This is a genomic window from Staphylococcus rostri, from assembly GCF_002902145.1.
Taxonomy (GTDB): Bacteria; Bacillota; Bacilli; order Staphylococcales; family Staphylococcaceae; genus Staphylococcus; species Staphylococcus rostri.
The window spans coordinates 20,645-44,082 of record NZ_PPRF01000017.1 but is presented as its reverse complement, the minus strand read 5'-3'; the positions used below and the strand labels follow the sequence as shown (position 1 = coordinate 44,082).

The following is a 23,438-nucleotide window of genomic DNA, read 5'->3' as shown; positions in this document are numbered from 1 at the left end:
CCCTTTATTCTCTCTATCTTCAATCATACCAAAAAGACATAATATTTTGTGTTTTCTATGCTCAAGCGCTAATAAAATAAAAATCCTGACAAAGTTGTGATGCACACAGTCTCTGCCAAGATTTGTTAAGTGGCTTATTTCATTTTATAGTTCTCATCAAAGAAGTTGTACTTCGCTTTCTTATCATGCTTTTTCGTTTTTGTATCAAAGCCTTGTAAGAAAAGTCCACGTTTCAAATGTATCGGTTGCGCAATGTATGTATTTTTCTCATCGCCTTCTAGTGTAAGCTCTTTAAAGAAAATACCTTTACGCGGATCATACTCTTCTTTTTCCTTAATAATCTTCTTATCTAAATGTTGTTCTGTTAAATATTGGTCGATTAACTTCAAGTTTTGACTCTTTTGATAGCCTTTATAACCAAAAAATCCCGCTCCAACGAGCACAAACAATACAACAGCTGCTAATATAAAGCCCATAATTTTTTTGAACATGATGCGCGCCTCCAACTTGATATATATGATACATCTTACCACAATTCAAGCGTTTTCAGTATCAACTCTTCTCCACGTCACATAATCGTCAGAACTCAGCGCCTTATCAAAAGATTTGAACACGCGATATGAAAACCATTACAATAAAATCAGTGACAAATTTATTTATGGAAGGAGCATTGCAATGCACACACTATGGCAAACACCTGAAAGCCGCGCTGCATTACTCAAACAGCTCGTGGCACATTCAAGTGTGACACACTCTCAAGGTGAAAAGACTTTTCCAACGATGATTCGTGACTTATTGATGCAACTCCCATATTTTCAACAACATCCAGAATACATATCACTTGTGCCAACAGATGACCAACGTCACGCTGTTGTCGCGTTATATCACGCACCTCAAGCAACAGAAACTATTACATTGATTAGTCATTTTGATACAGTTGGTATTGAAGATTATGGTCCGTTTCAACCATACGCATTTGACATGGACAAGCTGACTGCTCAGTTCCAACAAGATGCACGTTATTTAGATACGATGAGTCATGATGATTTACGCTCTGGAGACTACTTGTTCGGACGCGGATCCATGGATATGAAACCCGGCTTAATGCTCCATATGTCATTAATTGAACAAGCAATATTAGAAGAATGGCATGTCAATCTTGTATTAATGACCGTTCCTGACGAAGAAGTCACTTCAAAAGGGATGCACGCCGCCGTTGCGCATGTCGCACAACTTTGCGAGCAGTATGATCTATCCATCTTCTTGCATCTCAATAGTGAACCGACATTTCAACAAGCACATCACGATACAAACCATTATCACTACACGGGCTCGATTGGTAAGATTATGCCGAGTGTCCTTGTCTATGGACGTGAAACACATGTTGGTACACCTGCCAATGGGCTAAGTTCTAACTTTATTTTAAGTTATATTCTACAAGAGATAGAGTATCAGGCGCGATTTCAAGAGCAATTTGAAATAGAAGAAACACCTTTACCAGTTAGTTTGCGAGTTATGGATATTAAGCAACACTATGATGTGCAAACACCTTTCCGTTCGGTAGCACTGTTCAATATATTCTTATTCAAGCGTAATGCGAATGAACTATTTACTAAATTTAATGAGGCTGTAGCTGAAGGTATGCGTAAAGGGCTGTCTCACTATCAACAGCGCATCGCACCGACAAGTGTGACACCACTCGATATGCAGTTGATGCCTTACGATGACCTGTTACAATATGCGGTTGAACATTATGGTCATGATAAAGTGGATGCGGTAATTGATACACATATCCAGACCGAAACAGAACCACATCTACAGTCTATTGCGATTGTAGATGCGTTGATGAACTTGTGTCGCGAACTAGGACCTACCGTGGTTACTTTCTTCGCACCGCCGTATTATCCAGCAACGAATGCATCTTATCATCCATTAACGGAAGCGATTAGTAAGACGATTGACGCTACATCACAGACCCAGTTTCACCGTACATCGAAACGCATTCACTATTTTAATGGTATTAGTGATTTGAGCTATGTAGCACCTTCACCTAATGGATCGGGCTTTGAAGCATATGAAGACAACACACCCGTTTTCAATAAAACTTATGCGATTCCTTTCAAAGCAATTGAAGCAATCCAAGCACCAATGATAAACTGCGGTCCGATTGGTAAAGACGCACACAAAGTGACAGAACGTATCCATACGAAAAGTGCTTTTGAAGAGCTCCCTGTCATTTTGACAACCATTGTAAAACAACACTTTTTATAGGTATAACAAAAGACACCGTATTGACTACATGTTTCAATACGATGTCTTTTTTACGTTCTATTATTTTACACGTGCAACTGCTGCTTTTTCGCGTTTTGATAAGTTAAACATTGTGAATAATGCAACGACACCGAACACAGCAAGTAAGATAAATGCTAAGTTACTGCTACCTGTCATTGATGTTACTGCTGAGATAACAAGTGGTGGGAAGAATCCGCCAAGACCACCCATCATTGAAACGATACCGTTCGCAACACCTGCTTCTTTAGCAAAGTAGTGTGGCACAAGTTTGAAGATTAAACCATTTCCGATACCTGCACAGATACTTACTGTTAAACAGCCGACTGTGAATAATACCATACCGTCAGATAAACCGATGATTAAAGCACCCACAATCATTAATGAGAAGAATACTTTTAACATTGTCACAGCATCGAATTTGTCCCCAAGCATACCGCCTACTGGACGTAAGAATGTTGCTAATGCGATGAAGACACCTGTACGAATACCTGCATCTACTTTGTCTACGCCGAAGTGTTCTACTAAGAAGTTTGGTAAGAACAGACCGAATGCTACGAATGCACCGAATGTGATGAAGTACCAGAAACTTGTGTAGTACAACTTGTAGTTACCTAATAATTTACGTGATTGTTCTACTAAAGGTACTTTGACTTTTGGTTCGTTACCGTCACCAAGTAAGAACATAATGATTGCAAAGACTACCATTACCGCTAAATAGCTCATAACAGTATTTTGCCAACCAATAATACCTGCGATTGGTGGTGCTAAGAATGCTGATACAGCAGTCCCTAAGTTACCCATACCGTAAATACCATTTGCAAGACCTACTTTGTCTTTCGCAAAATATTTAGGAATAGATGTAACACCTACTGAGAAAATCGCACCGCCGACTCCTAGGAAGAACCCGGCAAACATCAAGTTACCTGGTGTTGATGCTTGGCTTAATAAGAAAATTGGCACAAGTAATACGATAAAACTTGTGAAAAATACCCATTTTGCACCAACGATATTTGTTAAATAACCAAACGGCACACGTAATACTGAACCTAAAATAACAGGAATTGCTAAAATAATTGATAATTGACCACTTGTTATGTCAATGTCCTGGGAAATAAACGGCATTAATGGCGCAATAATTGTCCATGCCATGAATCCAGCAACTAAGCTGAGCGTTTGAAGTCCCAACTGTAAACCAGCTTTTGACTTATCCATAATTGATTCACCTTTTTCTTTAATAGATCTCTTGTATCAAAAAGGGTTGTTCTGTTTTTTACTTTTGATACGCTTGTTCATTCTCAGTGTAACGTTATTGTGAAATACATAACATAAGGACTTACCCTATACCGACAAAGGGGTATCCCCTAACACAAAACAGACACAAATAGAACGGTTTTAGGCTGTTTCAAAAACGGAGAAGTTTATTAAATAGACAGTGATATATTTCGCTTGTGCAAGTGCATGAAAACGATTACAAACACAACGCAATATGACGCATTGAACAAACTTGAAAATTTAAAGCGTTATACTCTAAAGTCAAGAATCACAAGGGATAGCGGACGATACATTTTTCATTGTCACATCAATTTTTATCACAATTTCCCAAAGACTGATTTAACATTAAAAAATTGTTCTTTAAAAAAAATGTACCTTTTAGATAAATGGTGCTATTTTATTGTTAACAACTCAATGATGTAGAGAGATGAGTAATATTAAAGAAAGGAGGAAGAACCTATGTTAAAAAAATCAATTGCTGTCTCTTTATTGGCAACAGCTACTTTTGCTGGAATAGCAAGTAATACTTTTGCTGATACTTTTGATCCTTTATCAAATCTACCTACAGACGCTAATGGCGCTTGTATTATTGAAGGCGAGGATGAATTACAAACAGATAATATAGCAAACACGCAATTACCTTCTTCTACACCAAATGACACTACAACTGTTCAAGGTGTTCCATTCGATCATTGTAATGGATTTGTTTTTAAAATAACTCCTAGAAAATGGTCTATGAATCCACCAACAGATTTTATCGATTCTAATAGCCCACAAAATTCAACAACCAATCATGTTGCACCAAAGACACCCGTTCAGACACCTGCACAACAAGAGACACCTGCAACAGATAATAATATATCTCAACAAGAACCTGCTCAAACACCTTCGTCATCACATACAAAGTTAAAAGAATTACCAAATACAGGGGTGGATGCACAGACATTACCACTTGCTATCTTTGGTGTCATTCTATTGGGCGGTGCACTTTTAGCTTATCGTCCAATTACATCTTTATCAAAATCAAATCAATAAACAGCCATAATTAAACACCCCAACACTCAAGTCGATACATTCCACTTGTTGTGTTGGGGTGTTTTACGTAAATAAAAACCAATCTCGAGGATGAGATATTATAGAAATATTCAATTTAGCTTTAGGATTTTGTATAGGTGGCAGTATCTGCCTGAATTAAGTTAAAAATCCAGTAATTTCTTTTTCAACGCATATTCAACAAGCTCTGGTTTAGACTTCAAATCAAGCTTATCCATAATACGTGTTTTATGCGCTTCGACAGTCTTAACGGATACAAAGAGTTTTTCGGCAATATCCTTATTGCCATAGCCTTTCGCAATCAGTGGCAGAATCTCCAACTCTCTTTTGGATAGTATCTTAAAGGGGTCATTTGAGTAAGCATCATCATTAGAAGACTGTACAAATTCTTTCACCAATGATGTCGTCATTTTTGGATCAATATACGTTTGACCTTTATAGACAGTTCTAATTGCTAATAATAACTGTTCATCCGGTGCATTTTTTAAAATATAGCCGCTCGCACCGCTTCTCAATACATGAAACAGATATTCTTCATCGTCAAACATCGTGAGAATCAAAATCTTGGTATTTGGAAAACTATCTCGTATTTTACTCGTTGCAATCAATCCCGATTCACCCGGCGGCATACTTAAGTCCATGATAAGCACGTCTGGTTCATGCTCCATCACTTTCTGATACGCCTCCACCCCATCTGCTGCAGTTCCAACGACTTCCATATCCTCTTGGAAGTTCAAAATCATCGAAAACCCAGTGCGCACAACCGCGTGATCATCTGCAATTACGATTTTCATGCTCTTATTCCCCTCACTTTTGGTTAATCGGTACATCAAGTGACACAATCGTACCTTTGCCTTTTTGTGTTTCGATATCTAGGTGTCCATTAACCAGTTCAGCACGTTCATTCATGCCATAAAGGCCCAGTCCAGAACCTTTTGGCGAATCACTTGGCTCAAAGCCTCGTCCCTGATCAGATACTTCGGCATACAACGTGTCTTCTGTTCGTCTGATTGACACATCTACAGAATCTACACCTGCATATTTCATAGCGTTGAATACCGCTTCTTGCACGACACGGTAGACGACTGTTTCAATCTCACTGTCAAAACGTTGCGGTAACATATCAAAATGATAATTCACCACTAACCCGTAGTTCAACTCAAGTTGCTTAAAGTAAGACTTGAATGCCGCATCTAAACCGAGATCATCTAGTGAAGACGGTCTGAGTTCTAATGACAGGTTACGAATATCATCAATGAGCTTGGTCATCAAGCCTTCAATGTTTTTCGCACCGTCTAGCAATGTGCCCATCTCTTGTTGATATTTTAAAAGACGCAACTCGACATTCACGTTGATTAACTCTTGCACGACGCCATCGTGTAATTCGCGTGAAATGCGTTTGCGTTCATTCTCTTGTGCTGCAATTGTCTTTTGTATCATATTTCGTTGATACAGCTTTTCTTGACGTTGAATCTGTGGTGTGACATTTTGTAGTGTGAAAGCTTTAATTTGGTTCTCTTCATCAATGGTTTGATACGTCGCAGTGAATGGTTCTACCTTATTCTCTGTTGTTTTCATAAAGACTTGGAAAGCCGTATTGCCTACTTCTTCAGAGTGAAGGAAACAGTTATAGCATGTCTTTAATGCATGATCATTCGTATAGCCTTCGCAACGCCCACAGATCGTATTCGAAATACCACTCAAATCATTCTCTGGTGATATTACACGCTCTGCCGCTTCATTCATATAGATAACCTTCCCATCGGCATCTATAAAAATAATCATTTCAGTCGTTTGATGGTAATATGCATTTAAAAATGTTGAAAGTTCACCAAGTTGTTGTTGTGTCATTATTGCATCACCTTATCCTCACTCGTCAAACTGCCTATCCCTTGAATTTCTGATACATCTCCGGCGATTTTAGGCAACGGTGTATTATCACGTTGACCAAATAACAACACCCCTTTGACACGATGATTGTGCCAAAGCGGTATTGCGATCATCGAAGTGAGCTGTTCACTAATCAGAATTGGATAGTTGAACAGCGCGCTTTGAATTTGCTCTTCGTTCGCATCATGAATAATCATAGGCTTACCTGTTTTCATAACATTGCCGGCTACACCACGTCCATAACGTAATTCGATGCGTCGATATCTTTCATTCAAGTTGCCTGACACGTATCTCCACTTGATCTTCGTGCCAACATGATCTTCGGTAGGTAATGCGATACCAGCAAAGTCAAATTGATATTTGCGACGTAATCTGTCTAACTCATTTTGATAATCATGTTGAGAAAAATCAATCTGGTTCACGGTCATCACTCCATATTAAATTTTGTGTTTACGATAAATAATATAACTACGGCTCGCATAAGTCAATGGTACACTCCACACGTGAACTAAACGTGTAAATGGCCAACAAGCCATAATCGTAAAGCCAAGTAAGATATGCATTTTAAATGCAAGTGGTACATTCATCATTAAACTTGCATCTGGACTCAGCATGAATAACCCACGGAACCAGATAGAAATCGTTTGACGGTAATCAAATTCTGGTACTGTTGCGTTCGTTACTAATGTTGCGTAACAACCTACGAACACGATTGCTAATAATAAGAAGTTCACAAAAATATCTGATGCTGAACTTAGACGGCGAACATTTTGTTTTGTCACACGTCTCGCTGTTAATAGAAACATCCCTATCAATGTGATTATACCAAAAATACTACCGATATACACTGCACCGATATGATAGAGGTGATTATTAACCCCTATACTTTCCATCCAATGTGCCGGGATTAATAATCCAACGACATGTCCGAAAAACACTGGAATAATCCCTAAGTGGAATAGGAGACTACCCCATTTAAGCTGCTTTTTTTCAATAAACTCACTCGACTTTGCCGTCCACGAAAATTGATCAAACTTATAACGTGCAATGTGACCAATGATAAAGATTGCAAGGCAGAGATATGGGAAAATTACCCACAAAAACTGATTAAACATGTTGTTTCACCTCATCATCTTCTACTATACAGCGCTTTAACGTTTCACGAAGACCGCGAATTAAATGGCTGTATGGATTACCTTTTTCTTCTAAATATTTCATGATTGGGTATGTGCCATCTTCAATAATCATAATGAGCAACTGCATGTTTTCTTGCGCACGATCATCACCATCAATATTTGCCGCGTATAAAAACTCTAGCATTAATGGTAAATAATCCGATAACTCATTAGATGGCATCTCAAGGCCAAACATTTCGTATAAGACCTTGAGTTTTGCCAACATTTGACCACGCTCTTTTTGCGTATCAAACTTATTGAACGTCATATAAAGCGTTGTTTTTTTGTTGAAGTCAAATGTATCAGTATACAATGCTTGAATGTCTGACAAGCTTCTTTCATACATCAATTCACGATAAGTCGTCACATGAGGATACGCTGGGTGATCCTCAGTGAAGACTTCTTCAAATGTCTTTGGGTGGAACGTTAACTTCTCCGGGAAACTTAATTGCTGACTCATAAATCCTAATGTGTCTTTATAATATTTCAGCATTTCAAGATTAATCACGGAAAATCCCTCCATAGAAACTTTCGTTGTAAATCTCTTGTCCTGATTTACCTGCGCCTACTGGTACGCCACAGCCATCACAGTTAGAACCGAAGTACTCGCCGCCGTAACCTTGGCTACCTTGTGCTGCATACGTATCCATGTATTGTTCTTTGTGAGATGTTGGAATAACGAAACGATCTTCGTGTTTTGCGATGGCAAGTAGACGATACATATCTTTCGCTTGACGTTCAGTTAAACCAACACGTTCTAAGCGTGATACATCAAACTCACGACCTGTATTTTGTGCACGCATATAACTTCTCATCATAGCCATACGTTGTAATGAGCCTTTAACTGCTGTTGTGTCACCTGCTGTAAATAATTCAGCCAAGTATTGTACTGGTAAACGCATTTCTTCAATTGCTGGGAAGATCGCGTCTGGATTATTCGCAGAGTTTTTACCTTCAAAGTAGTTCATGATTGGGCTAAGTGGCGGGCAGTACCATACCATTGGCATTGTGCGATATTCAGGGTGTAATGGGAATGCCAATTTGTATTCGATTGCCAATTTATAGATTGGAGAGTTTTGTGCTGCTTCAATCCATTCTTGTGCAATGCCATCTTTTTCAGCTTGTTCAATCACTGCTTCATCAAATGGGTTCAAGAATAAGTCTAATTGTTTTTCGTATAAATCTTGTTCGTTTTCAGCTGATGCTGCTTCTTGTACGCGGTCTGCGTCGTAAAGCAATACGCCTAAGTAACGCATACGACCTGTACATGTTTCAGAACATACTGTTGGAAGACCCGCTTCAACACGTGGGAAACAGAACGTACATTTTTCAGCTTTGTTTGTTTTCCAGTTGAAGTATACTTTTTTGTATGGGCAACCTGTCATACAGTAGCGCCATCCACGACACGCATCTTGGTCTACAAGTACGATACCGTCTTCATCACGTTTGTACATTGCACCTGATGGACATGATGCGACACAGCTTGGGTTTAAGCAGTGTTCACATAAACGTGGTAAATACATCATGAATGTTTGGTCGAAGTTGAATTTGATTTCTTCTTCAATTTTTTGAATGTTAGGGTCTTGCGGTCCTGTAATGTGACCACCGGCTAAGTCATCTTCCCAGTTTGGACCCCAGTCGATGTCCATACGTTGACCTGTCATGACTGAGTGCGCTTTCGCAACTGGCGTATGTTTAGAATCTTTCGCTGTTGTTAAGTGCTCATAGTTGTATGTCCATGGCTCATAGTAGTCCTTGATTACTGGCATATCTGGGTTGTAGAAGATTTTACCTAACGCAATCTTGTTAATACGTGTACCAGATTTTAATTCTAACTTACCGTTCTTATTGAGTGTCCAACCACCCTTGTATTGCTCTTGGTCTTCCCAACGTTTTGGATAACCAATACCTGGTTTTGTTTCTACGTTGTTGAACCACATATATTCAGCACCAGGTCTGTTCGTCCATGTGCTTTTACATGTCACACTACATGTATGACATCCGATACATTTATCTAGGTTTAATACCATTGCTACTTGTGCTTTAATCTTCAAGCCAATCCACCTCTTTCATCTTTCTCACGGCAACGTATACGTCACGTTGGTTACCGATTGGTCCGTAGTAGTTAAATGAATAACTGATTTGTGCATAACCACCCATAAGTTGTGTTGGTTTTAGGTGAATACGTGTTGGTGCGTTGTGTGAACCACCGCGTGTACCAGAGATTTCTGATCCTGGTGTTTCAATGTGTTTATCTTGTGCATGGTACATAAACATTGTGCCACGTGGCATACGGTGTGAGACAACGGCACGCGCTGTTACAACACCATTTCGGTTATAAACTTCTAACCAGTCGTTGTCGTTAATATCATGTTGTTCTGCATCTTCATTAGAGATCCACACTGTTGGACCACCACGGAATAATGTCAACATGTGTTGGTTATCTTGGTAAGTTGAGTGAATGTTCCACTTACCGTGTGGTGTTAAGTAACGTAATACAAGCGCATCTACGCCACCTTTAACTTCTTTATCTTTCGTACCGAATACCATTGGCGGTAACGTTGGTTTGTAGACTGGTAAAGCTTCACCAAACTGTTGGAATACCTCATGGTCGATGTAGTAACTTTGACGACCTGTCAATGTTCTAAATGGTACGAGACGTTCAATGTTTGTTGTAAATGGTGAGTAACGACGACCTTGTTTGTTAGAACCTGGGAATACTGCTGTTGGGATTACTTCACGTGGTTGTGATGTAATGTTCAAGAACGTAATCTTTTCAGATGCGCGTTCTGCAGAAATATCTTTCAGTTCCATACCTGTTTGTTGTTCTAGGTCTTCGTATGATTTTTGAGAAACGCGACCGTTTGATGCAGATGATACGTTTAAGATAACGTCTGCTACTTTACGTGCTGTATCGATACGTGGTTTGTCGTTCTTCACTGTATCGTCTTCCCATTTACCAACTATACTACGTAATTCATCATATTCTTCTTTAACTGAGAAGCTAACGCCGTGTGCGCCAACTTTACCATTTTCTAATAATGGTCCTACAGAAATGAATTTATCGTGTACATCTGTGTACGTACGATCTACCACAGCAAATCCTGGCATTGTTTTACCTGGGATTGCTTCGATTTCACCTTTTGTCCAGTCATGAATCTTACCGTAAGACAATGAAATTTCTTGTTTTGAGTCATGTGCTAATGGTGCTGTCACAACGTCTTTGTATGTGCCAGTCAAGTGAACACGTGACATCTCAGAGAATGTCTTACTCAATGTTTTAAAGATATCCCAGTCAGAGCGTGATTCCCATAGCGGATCGATTGCCGGATTGAATGGGTGAATGAATGGGTGCATATCTGTTGATGAAATATCGTGTTTTTCATACCAAGTTGCTGCTGGTAACACGATGTCTGAGTACAACGGTGTTGCCGTCATACGGAAGTCTAACGATACGAGTAAGTCTAACTTACCAACTGTATCCTCGCCCCATTCAATTTCTTCTGGTTTTACGCGTTCGTTCGGTTCAGCCATTAATGCAGACTTCGTACCTAATAAGTGTTTCATAAAGTACTCTTGTCCTTTAGCAGAACTTGAGATTAAGTTTGAACGCCATACGAATAATGATTTCGGATGGTTTCTGCGTAAATCAGGGTTTTCAACTGCAAATTTTGTTTTACGTGATTTTACATCTTCCAATGCACGTGCTAATACCGCTTCGTTAGTGAATTCGCCAGCATCACGTGCTTCTTCACCCCATAACAAGCTGTTACGGTCAAATTGTGGATATGATGGTAACCAACCATTACGCGCTGCAAGAACGTTGTAGTCTGCAGGGTGTTGTAATTTAATATTTTCAGCGAGTGGTGACGCAAGACGATCTACGCCAGACTCTTCGTATTTCCATTGATCTGTTGCAAAGTAGAACCAGCTTGTACCGTTTTGTAAACGTGGTGGACCTTGCCAGTCTTTCGCGAATGCAATTGTGCTCCACCCTTCAATTGGACGACATTTTTCTTGACCTACATAGTGTGCCCAACCGCCGCCGTTCACACCTTGACAGCCACATAATACAACAAGGTTTAAGATTGAACGGTAGATAGTATCAGAGTTGAACCAGTGGTTGATACCCGCACCCATGATAATCATTGAGCGACCGCCTGTATCAATCGCATTTTGTGCAAACTCGCGTGCAACTTGTGTTACAACGTTCGCTTTCACACCTGTTACTTTTTCTTGCCATGCAGGTGTGTAGAATGATGATGCATCTTCAAAACCTTTTGCTTCTAATTCATGACCGAAACGTTTCACACCGTATTGTGATGCCATTAAGTCATAAATTGTTGTCACAAGTGTTTCTTCGCCGTTCGCCAATGTCATTTTACGCACTGGAATTGGACGTTCGAATACACCGTTACCTGCGTTGTCAAAGTATGGGAATTGGATTGTCGCAAGGGCATATTCGCCAGTTGCTACTGTCATTGCTGGATCAATTTTTTCACCTTGTTCGTTTTCCAACTTAAGGTTCCATTGCTTGCCTTCTTCCCAACGTTGACCCATTGTGCCGTTTGGTACTTGAATCGTATCTGTTAACGTATCGAATACGACTGGTTTCCATTCGCTGTTTTCTGATGTGCTACCGAAATCACTTGAACGTAAGAAGCGACCGGCTTTATAACCATTTGCGTCTTTGTCTAAACGAATCACGAAAGGCATATCAGAGTATTGTTTTGCATAGTTGATGAACATTTCAGACGGTTCATCTTCATAGAATTCTTGTAAAATCACGTGCGTCATCGCTTGTGCAATCGCAGCATCCGTACCAGGGTTTGGTGCTAACCAGTTATCCGCAAACTTAACGTTCTCTGCGTAGTCTGGCGCAACAGAAACAACTTTTGCCCCTTTATAACGTACTTCTGTCATAAAGTGTGCATCTGGTGTACGTGTTAATGGCACGTTAGAACCCCACATCATGATGTAAGACGCATTGTACCAGTCACTTGACTCAGGTACATCTGTTTGTTCACCCCAGATTTGTGGTGATGCTGGTGGTAAATCCGCATACCAGTCGTAGAAACTTAACATTTCGCCACCAAGTAATGAAATGAAACGCGCACCCGCTGCGTAACTGATCATAGACATCGCTGGGATTGGTGTGAAACCTGCGATACGGTCTGGACCATCTTTTTTGATTGTGTAGATTAATTGTGCTGAGATTAATTGCGCAACATCTTTCCAGTTCGCACGCACATGGCCACCTTTACCACGTGCTGATTTGTAAATACGTGCTTTTTCGTCATCTTCAACGATAGACGCCCACGCTTTGATTGGATCTTGATGTTCTGCTAAAGCTTGTGTCCAAAGATCCCACAGTTTTCCTCTAATGTATGGGTATTTAATACGTAATGGACTGTATTCATACCAAGAAAATGACGCACCACGTGGACAACCACGAGGTTCGAATTCTGGCATATCTGGCCCACAGCTTGGATAGTCTATTTGTTGGTTTTCCCAAGTAATTACACCATTCTTAACAAATACTTTCCATGAGCATGATCCCGTACAGTTTACACCGTGTGTTGTACGTACGACTTTGTCATGACTCCATCTTTCTCTGTACATTTTTTCCCATTCACGGCTTTTGTGTTCCAAAACTGACCAGTTGCCGTTAAACTTTTCAGTCGGTTTAAAGAAGTTTAATCCAAATTTTGCCATATTCATCCTCCTCAATAGACATAGACTTTCCGTATTATCTTCATTGTACTTTTGTTCACTTTTTCACGATACTAGGGAATTGCCTATTTATATTGGCATATTCCCTAGTTGTTCAGAAAATCACAAACTGCTGTAACCCGCGCCCCGTCTAGTTGATAACCCTTCTCACTGCCATCAAATTAGAACGCAAAAAAGTGGACAGCTTTCCTCATTTTATGGAAATACTGTCCACTTTTTATGTTACTCCTTCAAAATAAGAACCTCTAAAAAGGCGTTCTTATTTCAGAGGTTTCCCGGCTAAAAACCAAAGTATAAGAACAGATAAAATAGCAACACTTAAAGAAAAAACAAACGAGCCAAAAAGACTCTCTGGAGACGGAAGTAAATATTGCAGAGTAGAAGTTACTAAAATAACTATCAAACCAAATTTACACCAATATAAAAATCTATCCATAAAATCACCCTTATTGATAACCCCCAATGAGTACTGGAGATTAATAGTGATGAAATTTTTTACATCCCCTAACAAACTTCCCATACAAACAGCTTATCACAAAATCATAATTAGTCGAAATATTATAAATTTAATATCACTCATAATAAGCGACCCACTTACTTTCATTACATCAAAAGCTAGAATTCCATTGCCAAATGCGTGAATCGAGTAGGAGCATAGCCATTAGTTGACTATTCGTTCTCACACGTCACGGCATCATTTACTATATAGAACTCGGGTAGTATCGGACTTTATCTTGTGTTGCAGATTCGTCCATTCTACATAGCCTTGTATGATATTTCTGTTCGTCAGTGCGAGTGTTTGCGTCCGACTTCCTTCAGATTCAACTTCACAATGGACTTGTCTTTCGCTAACAGTTCCTACTACCAAGCCTGTAACGAACTTTCACCGTCAAGTTATTACCCATGCCGGGCGCAACACGAAAAAAGTGGGCAGCTTTCCTCATTTTAAGGAATTACTGTCCACTTATTATGTTACGCCCTAAAAAGGCGTTCTTATTTCGGAGGTTTTCCTACTAAAAACCAAAGTATAAGAAAGGATAAAATTGTTGCACTTAAAGAAAAAATAAACGAACCAAAAATACTCTCTGGAGACGGAAGTAAATAACGTAAAGTAGAAAATACTAACATGACTATCAAGCCAAATTTACACCAATATATAAATCTATCCATAAAATCACCCTTATTGGTAGCCCCAGCCAGTACTAGTCAAAACGTACTCGCCTGCTGCATCTTTTTGTGATTTAAAGTTAATATATGTTCCTTTATCAGTTTGAAGGTTCTCTGAAATCATACCACTTAACATAGCAGCCAAACCAGCAGGAACCGCTCCTCCAGCTAATGCAGCGATGGTTGTAGCAGCACTTCCACCTAAAATAGATATGGTTTTAGTATAAGCTGATGATAAATACAATGTAGATGTACCATCACCATGATCCACAAATTGAGTTTTACCAGCTCTCATTCGATCTTCGGCTTTGTAAAATTCTATTTCTTCTTTAGTGAAAACATCTTCAATTTGATATCCATTTTTTTCAAGCTCATCAAATAATTGTTGATTGGTAAAAGACTGAATTTTTGCTTGACCTGACTCAATAGAAGCTTCCGCCATACTAGACCCAGTAGCAAATGTGACAGGAACTATAACTAAAGTGCTTGCTATTAATAACGTTGAAAATTTTTGTACAGTTTTATTCGTGTTAATTCTCCTTTAAAGAGAAATTTAACATTCCTCTAATAAACTTCCCACACATACATCTTACCACAAAATATTAAATAATCAAAATATTGAAAATTTAATATTAATCATAATAATCTAATCTTGTTTGAAATCACACTCATTTTTAGTACATCAAAATCTAGAACGCCATTGCCAAATGACGAAAATAGCCCAAATAGAATGTCATTAGCATTCTATTTGAGCTTTTAATTAAATCGATTCGTCACGCTTACGCCGCACGTCTACGTCGCATCACATACAGACCTGCGCCGACGCATACGTAACCAAGTGCAACCGCCCCTGCCGGCGTTCCACCAGTCGCAGGTAACATCCCTGATTCGTGTCTATCTGCCACGTATCCATTCATCGTTGCAGATGTCCCTTGCGTTGCCACCGTTGACATAGCTGCAGTCGTTGGCATTGTTGTCACATGACTTCCTGCCATCGTACCCGCATGTCCACCTGTCATGGCACCGTTGTTACCCGTTGCAGCCGGTTGTTGCGGCACTGGGAATGGCACGACCTTGCCTGGTGTCGCTGGCTGTGGTGTTGGCTGTTGACCATGTGGTTTTGTTGCAGGTGGTACTGTTGTTGTATCCTCACCTTTCGCCGGTTGCCCCATGATCATACGTTGTGGTTCCGTTGTGTCATACTGCGTTAAGTCAGCCGTTTTCAAGTAATCCGCCATGACTTTATCGAGTGACACACCTTCTTCACGTGGACCGCCAAACATATCAAAACCATCGCCGCCTGATGCTGTGAAATCATTCGTCGCTACGTTATAAATACGTGTTAAGTCAAGCGGTTCATATTGACCTGTTTTCTTATTCAATACTTGTACTTCGTTTACACGTTGTCCTGGTGCTTTGTTGATGTCATAGTATACACGCACACCGTTAGAAATTTGTAGCAAACCACCATTCGCTGTGAATTGTGTTTTGCCGTCAACCATTTGTGTTGGGGCACTCAAGCTATGTTCGAATGCTTTTAACACATTTTCGCCTGATACTTTGATTTGTGCAATCGTGTTACCAAATGGCAATACCGTGATCACATCGCTTAATTTCACTGTACCTGGTGTGATTGATGCACGAATACCACCAGAGTTAGTTACCGCGAAGTCTGATGGTGTACTGAAACCATGTTGACCGTATGCTTCCATCGCATCAGCAATGGCATCGCCTAGGTTTGTTTCTTGTGTACGTACATCATCGCGTTCGCCTTTGAAGTGAACTGTGTTGTTCGGAATAATCACTTCAGATGTTGCATCTAAGTATGCTTCGTTTGCCTTGTCTAGTTGCGCTTTTAAAGCAGCATTCGGTGTTAAATCTGCAACGTCTTTTACATTGATTAATGACGCTTTCGCATTGCTTAACTTACCGTCTTGCTTTTCAAACGTTATCTTACCTACGTTCGCTAACGCAGTACCTGTTTGTGCTAAAACATCCGTGCCAAACGTTTGACCTTGTTCTAACACTGTGTGCGAATGACCGTCAATCACGATAATTGGGTGTTGATATGCTGTCATCGCACTCAATTGTTGTGTTAAATAATCGCCACGCCATTTTTGTTGTGTTGACGGGTCGATACCGAGATGAGAAAGAATGACAAATGCATCGACTTGACCATTTAACTTTGTCATCTCACGTGTCACTGTTTCCAGAGGGTCTGCAAAAGTAACACCAACGATACCTTCTGGGCTTGTTTTTGTTTGTGTTTCAGGTGTTGTCACGCCGATAATGCCGTAGTTCACACCGTTTTTATTGACGATAGTTGAAGGTAAAAATGCTAGCTTGCCATCTTTGTACACATTGGCACTTAGTAACGGGAAGTTTAAAATACCTTCTAACTTTTTCAGTTGGTCATAACCAAAGTCAAACTCGTGGTTACCAATCGCCATCGCGTCATAACCGACTTCGTTCATTGCTTTTGCCATTTCTTCCCCTTTTGATAAGTTAGAAACAGGCAAACCTTGGAAAGCATCTCCAGCGTCCACCATTAAATCAGGTTGTTGCTGTTCTTTTAATGTTTTCAACTTCGCCATACCAATCACACGACCATTTTCTTCAATCATACGCCCATGAATATCGTTCGTATGTAAAATCGTATGTGTTGTTGACGCAGTTGCCTTTGGTGACTCACTCACTGTTGCCTCATCTTGCTCAGCAGCTGGCTCAGATACCGCTTCTGGCTGTGCCTCTGCAGTTGCTACTTCATCCGTATTGTCTCCCGGCTGTTCTGTAGCAACATCTGTTTCTGACGCTACAACATCTGCTGGTGCACTTTGATCATTCACAGTTGGTGCTGGTTCTGTTGTCGCTGTCGCCATTTCCATTGCTTGACTCGGCTCAGTTGATGACACATCGGTTGTTTCCGCTTGAACAGTGCCAAAACCGACCATGCCACAAAAGCCCAAAATCAATGCAAATACTGCGACCCATCGAAAAACTGTCTGCTTCATTTGAAACCTCCTTTTTAATGCGTGTTTGAAAAGCCGGATTCTCATTCAATTACAGCGATCTCAAATCCTCAACGCCTTTCTCACAACGTTTTGAATAAGCCTAACACTTATATCGTAGCACAAATAAAGCGTGCATTTTATCAATTTTTTCAATAATTTTATTAACAAATCACAAAAATTGTAAGCGTTATGATAATACGCAAAATAAAACATCGTACAATGACAGATTTTCTAAATAAATCCTTGTACGATGTTTTTTCACATTATTCAATTGTTTGTTGTTCTGTGAATGTATATTGTTCTAGCCATGCTGTTAAAATTTCGTGCTGGCTTTGATGCAATTCAGAGGTTGCACGATCATCAATCAATGCCGCACCACCTTGCTCGAAAATATCATAAGCGACATCAATACAGCGTGTACGATTTCCCGTTAGCAACACCATTTGTGGCTCCATATTCATCGCCGGCTTGATTGCTTCCACATTACGCACAACTTCTCCAACGATTGTCACACCCGGGCCTGGTCGTTCTGGCAGTTGTGCTATCTTCTCAGCAATCGTCATCACACTACCACCGATAATTTGTTGGTTCGGACGTGTCGCATTAAAAATCACCGCAACTGGATAGTCAATGCCCACTTTCGTCATAATTTCATCCATTAAGAATGGCAGACGTTTTACACCCATGTAGATTGCTAGCGTGCCACCATTTTCCAGCGTCGTAATATCAATTTCATTTTCAACACCGTCTTTAAAATGACCTGTTGTAAACGTAATGTTCGTTGAGACTTGGCGCTCTGTCAAACCGCGCCCAAGCTGACTAATCGCCGCACTTGCCGCTGTAATACCTGGTACGATTTCAAAATCAATCCCATGTTCACGCAACGTATCAACTTCTTCAGCTACTCTTCCGAAAATTGCAGGGTCGCCGCCTTTTAGACGTACGACTCGACGATACGTTTGCGACTTTTCGACAAGCAATTCATTAATACGTTCTTGTCTAATGTACTTTGTATAAGGTGTTTTGCCAACATGTACCCATTCAGCATCCGGTCGTGACAACTGTAAAATAAACGGGTGTACGAGTTGGTCATACAAAATAACGTCCGCCTGTTGAATACAGCGTTCTGCTTTTTTAGAGAGCAGGCACGGATTACCCGGACCTGCTCCAACTAAATACACTTTTGTCGTGCTGTCTATTACAGACATACATAAACCTCATCATCAATGACTTCCACTTCGTACGTTTCAACACAACCTTCATCAGGTTCTTGAACGATACCTGTGTTTAAGTCGATTTTTTGATCGTGTAGCGGGCAGTATACATAATGACCACTAACAGTGCCTTCTGATAAAGGACCTTGCTTGTGTGGACAAACATTGTTGACCGCTTTAATTGCGCCGTCTTCCATTAAGAAAAGACCAATTTGTTTATCTTCTACAATTACCTTTTTACCAATTAATGGTTCTAACTCTGACATATGTGCCACTTTTACTTTTTGTGCCATGTGCATTACACCTTCTCCACTTCGAAAATTTTACGTTTATGATCATCACTTAAGATATCGTTCCATGGTTCTTCAGCAATTGCTGCTTTAGCGTCCATGAGACGTGCATAAAGTTCTTCTTGTTTTTCAGGGTCTAACACAACTGACTTCACTTGATCAAAGCCCATGCGTTTCAACCATGGTGCTGTACGTTCCGCATAAATCCCTGTTTCACGGTAGTATTGCATATACGCACCACATAATTTCACTACGTCATCTTCAGTTGGAACAGTTGTTAAGAATTCTGCTTTCACAACATCTGTACCACCGTTACCACCAACGTAGATTTGGAAACCATTTTCTACACCGATAACACCAAAGTCTTTCACACCTGATTCTACACAGCTACGTGGACAACCTGAAACACCCATTTTGAATTTGTGTGGTGTGTCAATGTATTCAAATGTTTTTTCAAGACGAATACCGAGTTTCGTTGTAAATTGTGTACCGAAACGACAGAACTCTTTACCTACACAGCTCTTAACTGAACGTGTTTTCTTCGCATAAGCTGATGCTGAACGCATGCCTAAGTCGTCCCATACTTTTGGTAATTCTTCTTTTTTCACGCCGTATAAACCGATACGTTGTGAACCTGTTACTTTTACAAGCGGTACATCGTATTTCTTAGCTACTTCACCAAGACGGATTAATTGATCTGCATCTGTTACACCGCCACGCATTTGTGGGATAACAGAGAATGTACCGTCGTTTTGGATATTCGCATGGTAACGTTCGTTGGCAAAACGTGATGCTCTTTCATCTTCATGGTCATGTGGATATACCATGTTTAAATAGTAGTTGATTGCCGGACGACACTTCGGACAACCGCCTTTGTCTTTGAAATCTAAGACGTGACGTACTTCTTTAGATGTTTTAAGGCCTTTCGCACGGATTTGCGTTACGATTTGATCACGTGATAAGTCCGTACAAGCACAAATACCTGTTGGCGCACTTTCAACAAAGTCATCACCTAATGTGTACTCTAATAATTCACCAATTTGTCCTTTACATTTACCACAAGAGTTCCCTGCTTTTGTCACTCTCGTTACATCTGCCACAGACGTTAAGCCTTGTTCTTTAATCGCTTTAACGATGACACCTTTAGAGATACCGTTACAACCACAGATTGTTTCGTCATCATCCATGTCTGCCACACTAATCGCATCTACTTCTCCTGCTTTATGCAAGATAGACACTAATGTATACTCATCAATTGTGTCGCCTTTTTTCATCATATTGTAGAAACGGTTACCTTCTTCTGTATCACCATAAAGTACTGCACCGACAATTTTCTTATCTTGTACGAAGATTTTTTTGTAAATATTGTCGACACCGTTAAATGTTTCAATACCACGTACATCTTCATTTTCAGTAATACGACCTGCGCTGAATAGGTCACAACCTGATACTTTTAATGATGTGAATGTTGTAGAACCTTGATAGCCATCAGTTGGACGACCTGTAATATGGTCTGCCAATACTTTACCTTGATCATAAAGTGGTGCGACAAGACCGTATACTTTAGAACGGTGTTCCGCACATTCACCAACTGCATAGATGTTTGGATCACTTGTTTTCATAAAGTCATCAACAACGATACCGCGACCGATTTCTAAGCCTGCTGCACGCGCTTCTTTAGTGACTGGACGGATACCTACCGCCATAACAACCATATCTGCATCTAAGACACGACCGTCAGATAAACGGATACCTTCTACATGATCTTCACCTAAAATTTCTTGCGTGTTTGCTTGTAATTCAAATTTAATACCTTGTTTTTCTAAGTCAGCTTTCAGTAAGCCACCTGCTTTGCGGTCAAGTTGTACTTCCATTAACCATTCAGCTAAGTGTACAACTGTTACGTCCATACCTTGATCGACAAGACCACGTGCACATTCAAGACCGAGTAAGCCCCCACCAATAACGATGGCTTTCTTCTTCGTTTTGGCTGTTTCAAGCATTTTTTCAGTATCATCAATTGTACGGAAACCTACCACGCCGTCTAAACGTGAGCCATTAATTGGTAAGATAAATGAATCCGAACCTGTCGCAATAATCATTTGATCGTACTCAACGACACGACCACTTTCTGTTTCAACGTTTTGTGCGTCGCGATTGATTGTCACAACTTTGTCGCCTGTAATTAACTGAATACCGTTTTCTTCATACCACTCGTACGGATTCATAATTGTTTCATCAACCGTCATTTTGTTTTGTAAGATGTTCGATAACATAATACGGTTGTAGTTCGGATATGGTTCTTTACCGATAATCGTAATCTCAAATTTATCTAGATCACGTTCTAAGATTTCTTCGATTGTACGGACCCCTGCCATACCATTACCAATCATTAATAATCTTGTTTTACTCATGGATATCCTCCTCTAACGTTTCTAAATATGCCTTGATTTTTTTCGCGTATGCTTGGGTTTTACGAATAGATTGACCTGATGATCCTACGCTAATCATCATATCGTCGTGTTTAATCGTTAACATGTTAAAAAAGTCGGACTGTTCTCTGTCTCCCGTATGGTTCACCCACTGTGTCTCACGGGCATCACGTGCCACACGATCATTGACGTCTGCATCATCCGTTGCCACAATCACTAGCGCTGCCGCTTCAATATCTGTTGCTTCATATACTTTTTGTAACAAGCGCACTGTTGCTGGCCATGCCGTCTTACTAAAGCCTTCATGAAATGTTGGGCTGACAACATCAATCGTGCATCCTTCATGTATAAGTGCTTGAAACTTTCGCCAAGCAATCTTACCCCCACCAACAATCACCACGTGTTTATCACACAAGTTCAACTGTATCGGATACATGATGTGCCTCCTCGCATGCTGCAATACGCGCTAAGATAATACTTTTTAATACTGGGTCAAAGTTGATTGCTGTCGTATACGTAATCTCGGTTGGTAAGTTAAGTTCTCCAATTTGTCGCTTCGTCTTATTAACTAAGTAACCATCATAAAAGAAGAACGGAATGATTAGTAACTTTTGATATTTTGCAGCAAGTGGTGGTAATGTTTCTTGGAATTTCAACTTGCCATATACCATGCTTGGATAGCACTGTAACTGTTCGTTTGTATGTTGCTGTGCCAAACGCGTCAACGCAATGTCAGGTTCATCAAAACGCGCATTACCATGTGCTAAAATGACAACACCTGTTGTGTCATCAATGTCATCGTTATAACGTGCAATTTGATGTGACACCCAATCGCCCATTGCCGAATGCGTGCCAAGCGGTTCCGCTAATTCAAAATGTACCTGTGGATACTGTGTCGTCCACGTCTGTACTTGATCCGCAATATCTTCATAATAATGTGAAGCTGTAAATAGTAATAATGGGACAAGATTTAACGCTCGATAACCTTGTTGCACTGTCGCATCAATCACTGTCTCTAAGGAACGTTCTTCCGACTCTAAAAACGCGACATCATAGTCTATCTCCGTGCCATCGAACAACGTATGAACAAAGTGTTCCAACGTTTCATTCAACTTACCTTTTCGCATACCATGTACAATTAAAATCGTCTTTTGCAATCCGCTCACCCCTCACTATACATTGTAATCTAATTCACATAGTTTTTGTGATTCTATTCACAACTTCAAATAAAATTAGGGAACCCCCTATGCAATTCGCAAGGGGATTCCCTAGTGTGTTATCTATTCATAATGATAAGGTTTGTTCAGACGCAAAACATTCGCATACCCAATTATGCTTCCGACCATGGTGGTGGCGTTAATAGCGCATCATTGTATCGCTCTGGAATCAAAACTTTTACCATCATGACACCTTTGTCGCCTTCTGGATCATCCATTTCATAAAATGTCTCATAACCACGACGCGCATAGACACCTTCCAGCCAACCCATTTTACGTGCAGACGTGCCGAGTACGACTGCTGGTGCTTTCAAAGTATCTCGCAAAATATCTTCTTCAACGTAGCGTATCATTTGGCTACCGTATCCTTGACCATTGTAGTCTGGATCTGTCGCTAACCACCAAATAAATGGATATTTGGATACTGGTTTTTCACTCTCCCATGGAAAACGAATGGATAAGGTCGAAACGATTTTACCGTCTACTTCTAAAACGTAACAGGCGTTATCGCGAATATTATCTTCTATCATCTCTGGCGTTGCATTGACTGAGGGCCAATCAATGCCTACTTCACGTAAAGGGGTAAAGGAACGATACATCAATTCGTGAAGTGCAGATACATCATCTAATGTCGCCATTCGGAACTGTTGTGCCATCATGACACATCCTTTCTGTCTTTTCATAAAAGTTAT

At 40.2% G+C, this 23,438-nt stretch carries 19 protein-coding genes; 2 read left to right on the top strand and 17 right to left on the bottom strand.

Features of this window, described 5'->3' with window-relative positions:
- Positions 1 to 134: 134 nt before the first annotated feature.
- A complete protein-coding gene (locus tag CD122_RS02825) occupies positions 135 to 491 on the bottom strand; it encodes a DUF3139 domain-containing protein (RefSeq protein WP_103357488.1) in 357 nt (118 codons plus the stop codon).
- Positions 492 to 675: 184 nt separating this feature from the next.
- On the opposite strand from CD122_RS02825, the gene CD122_RS02820 reads away from it, so the two are divergent.
- Positions 676 to 2,271 carry a M20/M25/M40 family metallo-hydrolase gene (locus CD122_RS02820; protein WP_103357487.1) on the top strand — a complete coding sequence of 532 codons (1,596 nt, stop codon included), beginning with the start codon at positions 676 to 678 and terminating at the stop codon, positions 2,269 to 2,271.
- A gap of 60 nt (positions 2,272 to 2,331) precedes the next feature.
- On the opposite strand, the gene CD122_RS02815 is transcribed toward CD122_RS02820, so the two are convergent.
- Positions 2,332 to 3,504, bottom strand: a complete 1,173-nt coding sequence (locus CD122_RS02815) for a nitrate/nitrite transporter (RefSeq protein WP_103357486.1) — start codon at positions 3,502 to 3,504, stop codon at positions 2,332 to 2,334.
- A 519-nt stretch (positions 3,505 to 4,023) separates the two neighbouring features.
- Between CD122_RS02815 and CD122_RS02810 the strand changes: the two genes are divergently transcribed.
- Positions 4,024 to 4,599, top strand: coding sequence for an LPXTG cell wall anchor domain-containing protein (locus CD122_RS02810; protein ID WP_103357485.1), 576 nt, complete (start codon positions 4,024 to 4,026; stop codon positions 4,597 to 4,599).
- Positions 4,600 to 4,760: 161 nt separating this feature from the next.
- On the opposite strand, the gene nreC is transcribed toward CD122_RS02810, so the two are convergent.
- From nreC to CD122_RS02730, 15 genes are all read right to left on the bottom strand, one after another.
- Positions 4,761 to 5,411, bottom strand: coding sequence for a nitrate respiration regulation response regulator NreC (nreC, locus tag CD122_RS02805; protein ID WP_103357484.1), 651 nt, complete (start codon positions 5,409 to 5,411; stop codon positions 4,761 to 4,763).
- Between the two features lie 13 nt (positions 5,412 to 5,424).
- The gene (locus tag CD122_RS02800) at positions 5,425 to 6,468 is read right to left on the bottom strand and encodes a sensor histidine kinase (RefSeq protein ID WP_103357483.1); all 1,044 of its coding nucleotides are present in this window, start codon (positions 6,466 to 6,468) and stop codon (positions 5,425 to 5,427) included.
- The gene (gene nreA, locus CD122_RS02795) at positions 6,468 to 6,935 is read right to left on the bottom strand and encodes a nitrate respiration regulation accessory nitrate sensor NreA (protein ID WP_420852952.1); all 468 of its coding nucleotides are present in this window, start codon (positions 6,933 to 6,935) and stop codon (positions 6,468 to 6,470) included. Before nreA ends, CD122_RS02800 begins: the two co-directional genes overlap by 1 nt.
- 9 nt (positions 6,936 to 6,944) lie before the next feature.
- Positions 6,945 to 7,622 (bottom strand): respiratory nitrate reductase subunit gamma, encoded by a 678-nt coding sequence (gene narI, locus CD122_RS02790; RefSeq protein ID WP_103357481.1) that lies wholly within the window; start codon positions 7,620 to 7,622, stop codon positions 6,945 to 6,947.
- Positions 7,615 to 8,190 (bottom strand): nitrate reductase molybdenum cofactor assembly chaperone, encoded by a 576-nt coding sequence (gene narJ / locus CD122_RS02785; protein WP_103357480.1) that lies wholly within the window; start codon positions 8,188 to 8,190, stop codon positions 7,615 to 7,617. Before narJ ends, narI begins: the two co-directional genes overlap by 8 nt.
- Positions 8,183 to 9,736: a nitrate reductase subunit beta gene (gene narH, locus CD122_RS02780; protein WP_103357479.1), complete on the bottom strand. Its 1,554-nt coding sequence runs from the start codon at positions 9,734 to 9,736 to the stop codon at positions 8,183 to 8,185. Before narH ends, narJ begins: the two co-directional genes overlap by 8 nt.
- Entirely contained in the window at positions 9,726 to 13,397 is a 3,672-nt protein-coding gene (locus tag CD122_RS02775) for a nitrate reductase subunit alpha (RefSeq protein WP_103357478.1), read from the bottom strand. Before CD122_RS02775 ends, narH begins: the two co-directional genes overlap by 11 nt.
- A 1,198-nt stretch (positions 13,398 to 14,595) precedes the next feature.
- The gene (locus CD122_RS02765) at positions 14,596 to 15,024 is read right to left on the bottom strand and encodes a hypothetical protein (RefSeq protein ID WP_103357476.1); all 429 of its coding nucleotides are present in this window, start codon (positions 15,022 to 15,024) and stop codon (positions 14,596 to 14,598) included.
- A gap of 337 nt (positions 15,025 to 15,361) precedes the next feature.
- Positions 15,362 to 17,593 (bottom strand): 5'-nucleotidase C-terminal domain-containing protein, encoded by a 2,232-nt coding sequence (locus CD122_RS02760; RefSeq protein WP_276307401.1) that lies wholly within the window; start codon positions 17,591 to 17,593, stop codon positions 15,362 to 15,364.
- 263 nt (positions 17,594 to 17,856) lie between these two features.
- Positions 17,857 to 18,801 (bottom strand): uroporphyrinogen-III C-methyltransferase, encoded by a 945-nt coding sequence (gene cobA / locus CD122_RS02755; protein ID WP_103357474.1) that lies wholly within the window; start codon positions 18,799 to 18,801, stop codon positions 17,857 to 17,859.
- Positions 18,792 to 19,106 (bottom strand): nitrite reductase small subunit NirD, encoded by a 315-nt coding sequence (nirD, locus tag CD122_RS02750; RefSeq protein ID WP_103357473.1) that lies wholly within the window; start codon positions 19,104 to 19,106, stop codon positions 18,792 to 18,794. Before nirD ends, cobA begins: the two co-directional genes overlap by 10 nt.
- Entirely contained in the window at positions 19,106 to 21,511 is a 2,406-nt protein-coding gene (nirB, locus tag CD122_RS02745) for a nitrite reductase large subunit NirB (protein ID WP_103357472.1), read from the bottom strand. The genes nirD and nirB overlap by 1 nt, the downstream gene beginning before the upstream one ends.
- Positions 21,504 to 21,965, bottom strand: a complete 462-nt coding sequence (locus tag CD122_RS02740; RefSeq protein ID WP_103357471.1) for a precorrin-2 dehydrogenase/sirohydrochlorin ferrochelatase family protein — start codon at positions 21,963 to 21,965, stop codon at positions 21,504 to 21,506. Before CD122_RS02740 ends, nirB begins: the two co-directional genes overlap by 8 nt.
- Positions 21,937 to 22,686 (bottom strand): sirohydrochlorin chelatase, encoded by a 750-nt coding sequence (locus CD122_RS02735; protein WP_240624109.1) that lies wholly within the window; start codon positions 22,684 to 22,686, stop codon positions 21,937 to 21,939. Before CD122_RS02735 ends, CD122_RS02740 begins: the two co-directional genes overlap by 29 nt.
- Before the next feature lie 173 nt (positions 22,687 to 22,859).
- Entirely contained in the window at positions 22,860 to 23,405 is a 546-nt protein-coding gene (locus tag CD122_RS02730) for a GNAT family N-acetyltransferase (protein WP_103357470.1), read from the bottom strand.
- Between the last annotated feature and the right edge of the window lie 33 nt (positions 23,406 to 23,438).

Bases quoted from the DNA above. Each gene is read 5' to 3' on its own strand.
- CD122_RS02815 (WP_103357486.1), bottom strand. From the start codon at position 3,504: ATGGATAAGTCAAAAGCTGGTTTACAGTTGGGACTTCAAACGCTCAGC.
- CD122_RS02730 (WP_103357470.1), bottom strand. From the start codon at position 23,405: ATGATGGCACAACAGTTCCGAATGGCGACATTAGATGATGTATCTGCA.
- CD122_RS02800 (WP_103357483.1), bottom strand. From the start codon at position 6,468: ATGACACAACAACAACTTGGTGAACTTTCAACATTTTTAAATGCATAT.
- CD122_RS02820 (WP_103357487.1), top strand. From the start codon at position 676: ATGCACACACTATGGCAAACACCTGAAAGCCGCGCTGCATTACTCAAA.
- nreC (WP_103357484.1), bottom strand. From the start codon at position 5,411: ATGAAAATCGTAATTGCAGATGATCACGCGGTTGTGCGCACTGGGTTT.
- nirB (WP_103357472.1), bottom strand. From the start codon at position 21,511: ATGAGTAAAACAAGATTATTAATGATTGGTAATGGTATGGCAGGGGTC.
- CD122_RS02765 (WP_103357476.1), bottom strand. From the start codon at position 15,024: ATGGCGGAAGCTTCTATTGAGTCAGGTCAAGCAAAAATTCAGTCTTTT.
- CD122_RS02740 (WP_103357471.1), bottom strand. From the start codon at position 21,965: ATGTATCCGATACAGTTGAACTTGTGTGATAAACACGTGGTGATTGTT.
- cobA (WP_103357474.1), bottom strand. From the start codon at position 18,801: ATGTCTGTAATAGACAGCACGACAAAAGTGTATTTAGTTGGAGCAGGT.
- CD122_RS02825 (WP_103357488.1), bottom strand. From the start codon at position 491: ATGTTCAAAAAAATTATGGGCTTTATATTAGCAGCTGTTGTATTGTTT.
- nreA (WP_420852952.1), bottom strand. From the start codon at position 6,935: ATGACCGTGAACCAGATTGATTTTTCTCAACATGATTATCAAAATGAG.
- CD122_RS02760 (WP_276307401.1), bottom strand. From the start codon at position 17,593: ATGAAGCAGACAGTTTTTCGATGGGTCGCAGTATTTGCATTGATTTTG.
- CD122_RS02810 (WP_103357485.1), top strand. From the start codon at position 4,024: ATGTTAAAAAAATCAATTGCTGTCTCTTTATTGGCAACAGCTACTTTT.
- CD122_RS02775 (WP_103357478.1), bottom strand. From the start codon at position 13,397: ATGGCAAAATTTGGATTAAACTTCTTTAAACCGACTGAAAAGTTTAAC.
- narI (WP_103357481.1), bottom strand. From the start codon at position 7,622: ATGTTTAATCAGTTTTTGTGGGTAATTTTCCCATATCTCTGCCTTGCA.
- nirD (WP_103357473.1), bottom strand. From the start codon at position 19,106: ATGCACATGGCACAAAAAGTAAAAGTGGCACATATGTCAGAGTTAGAA.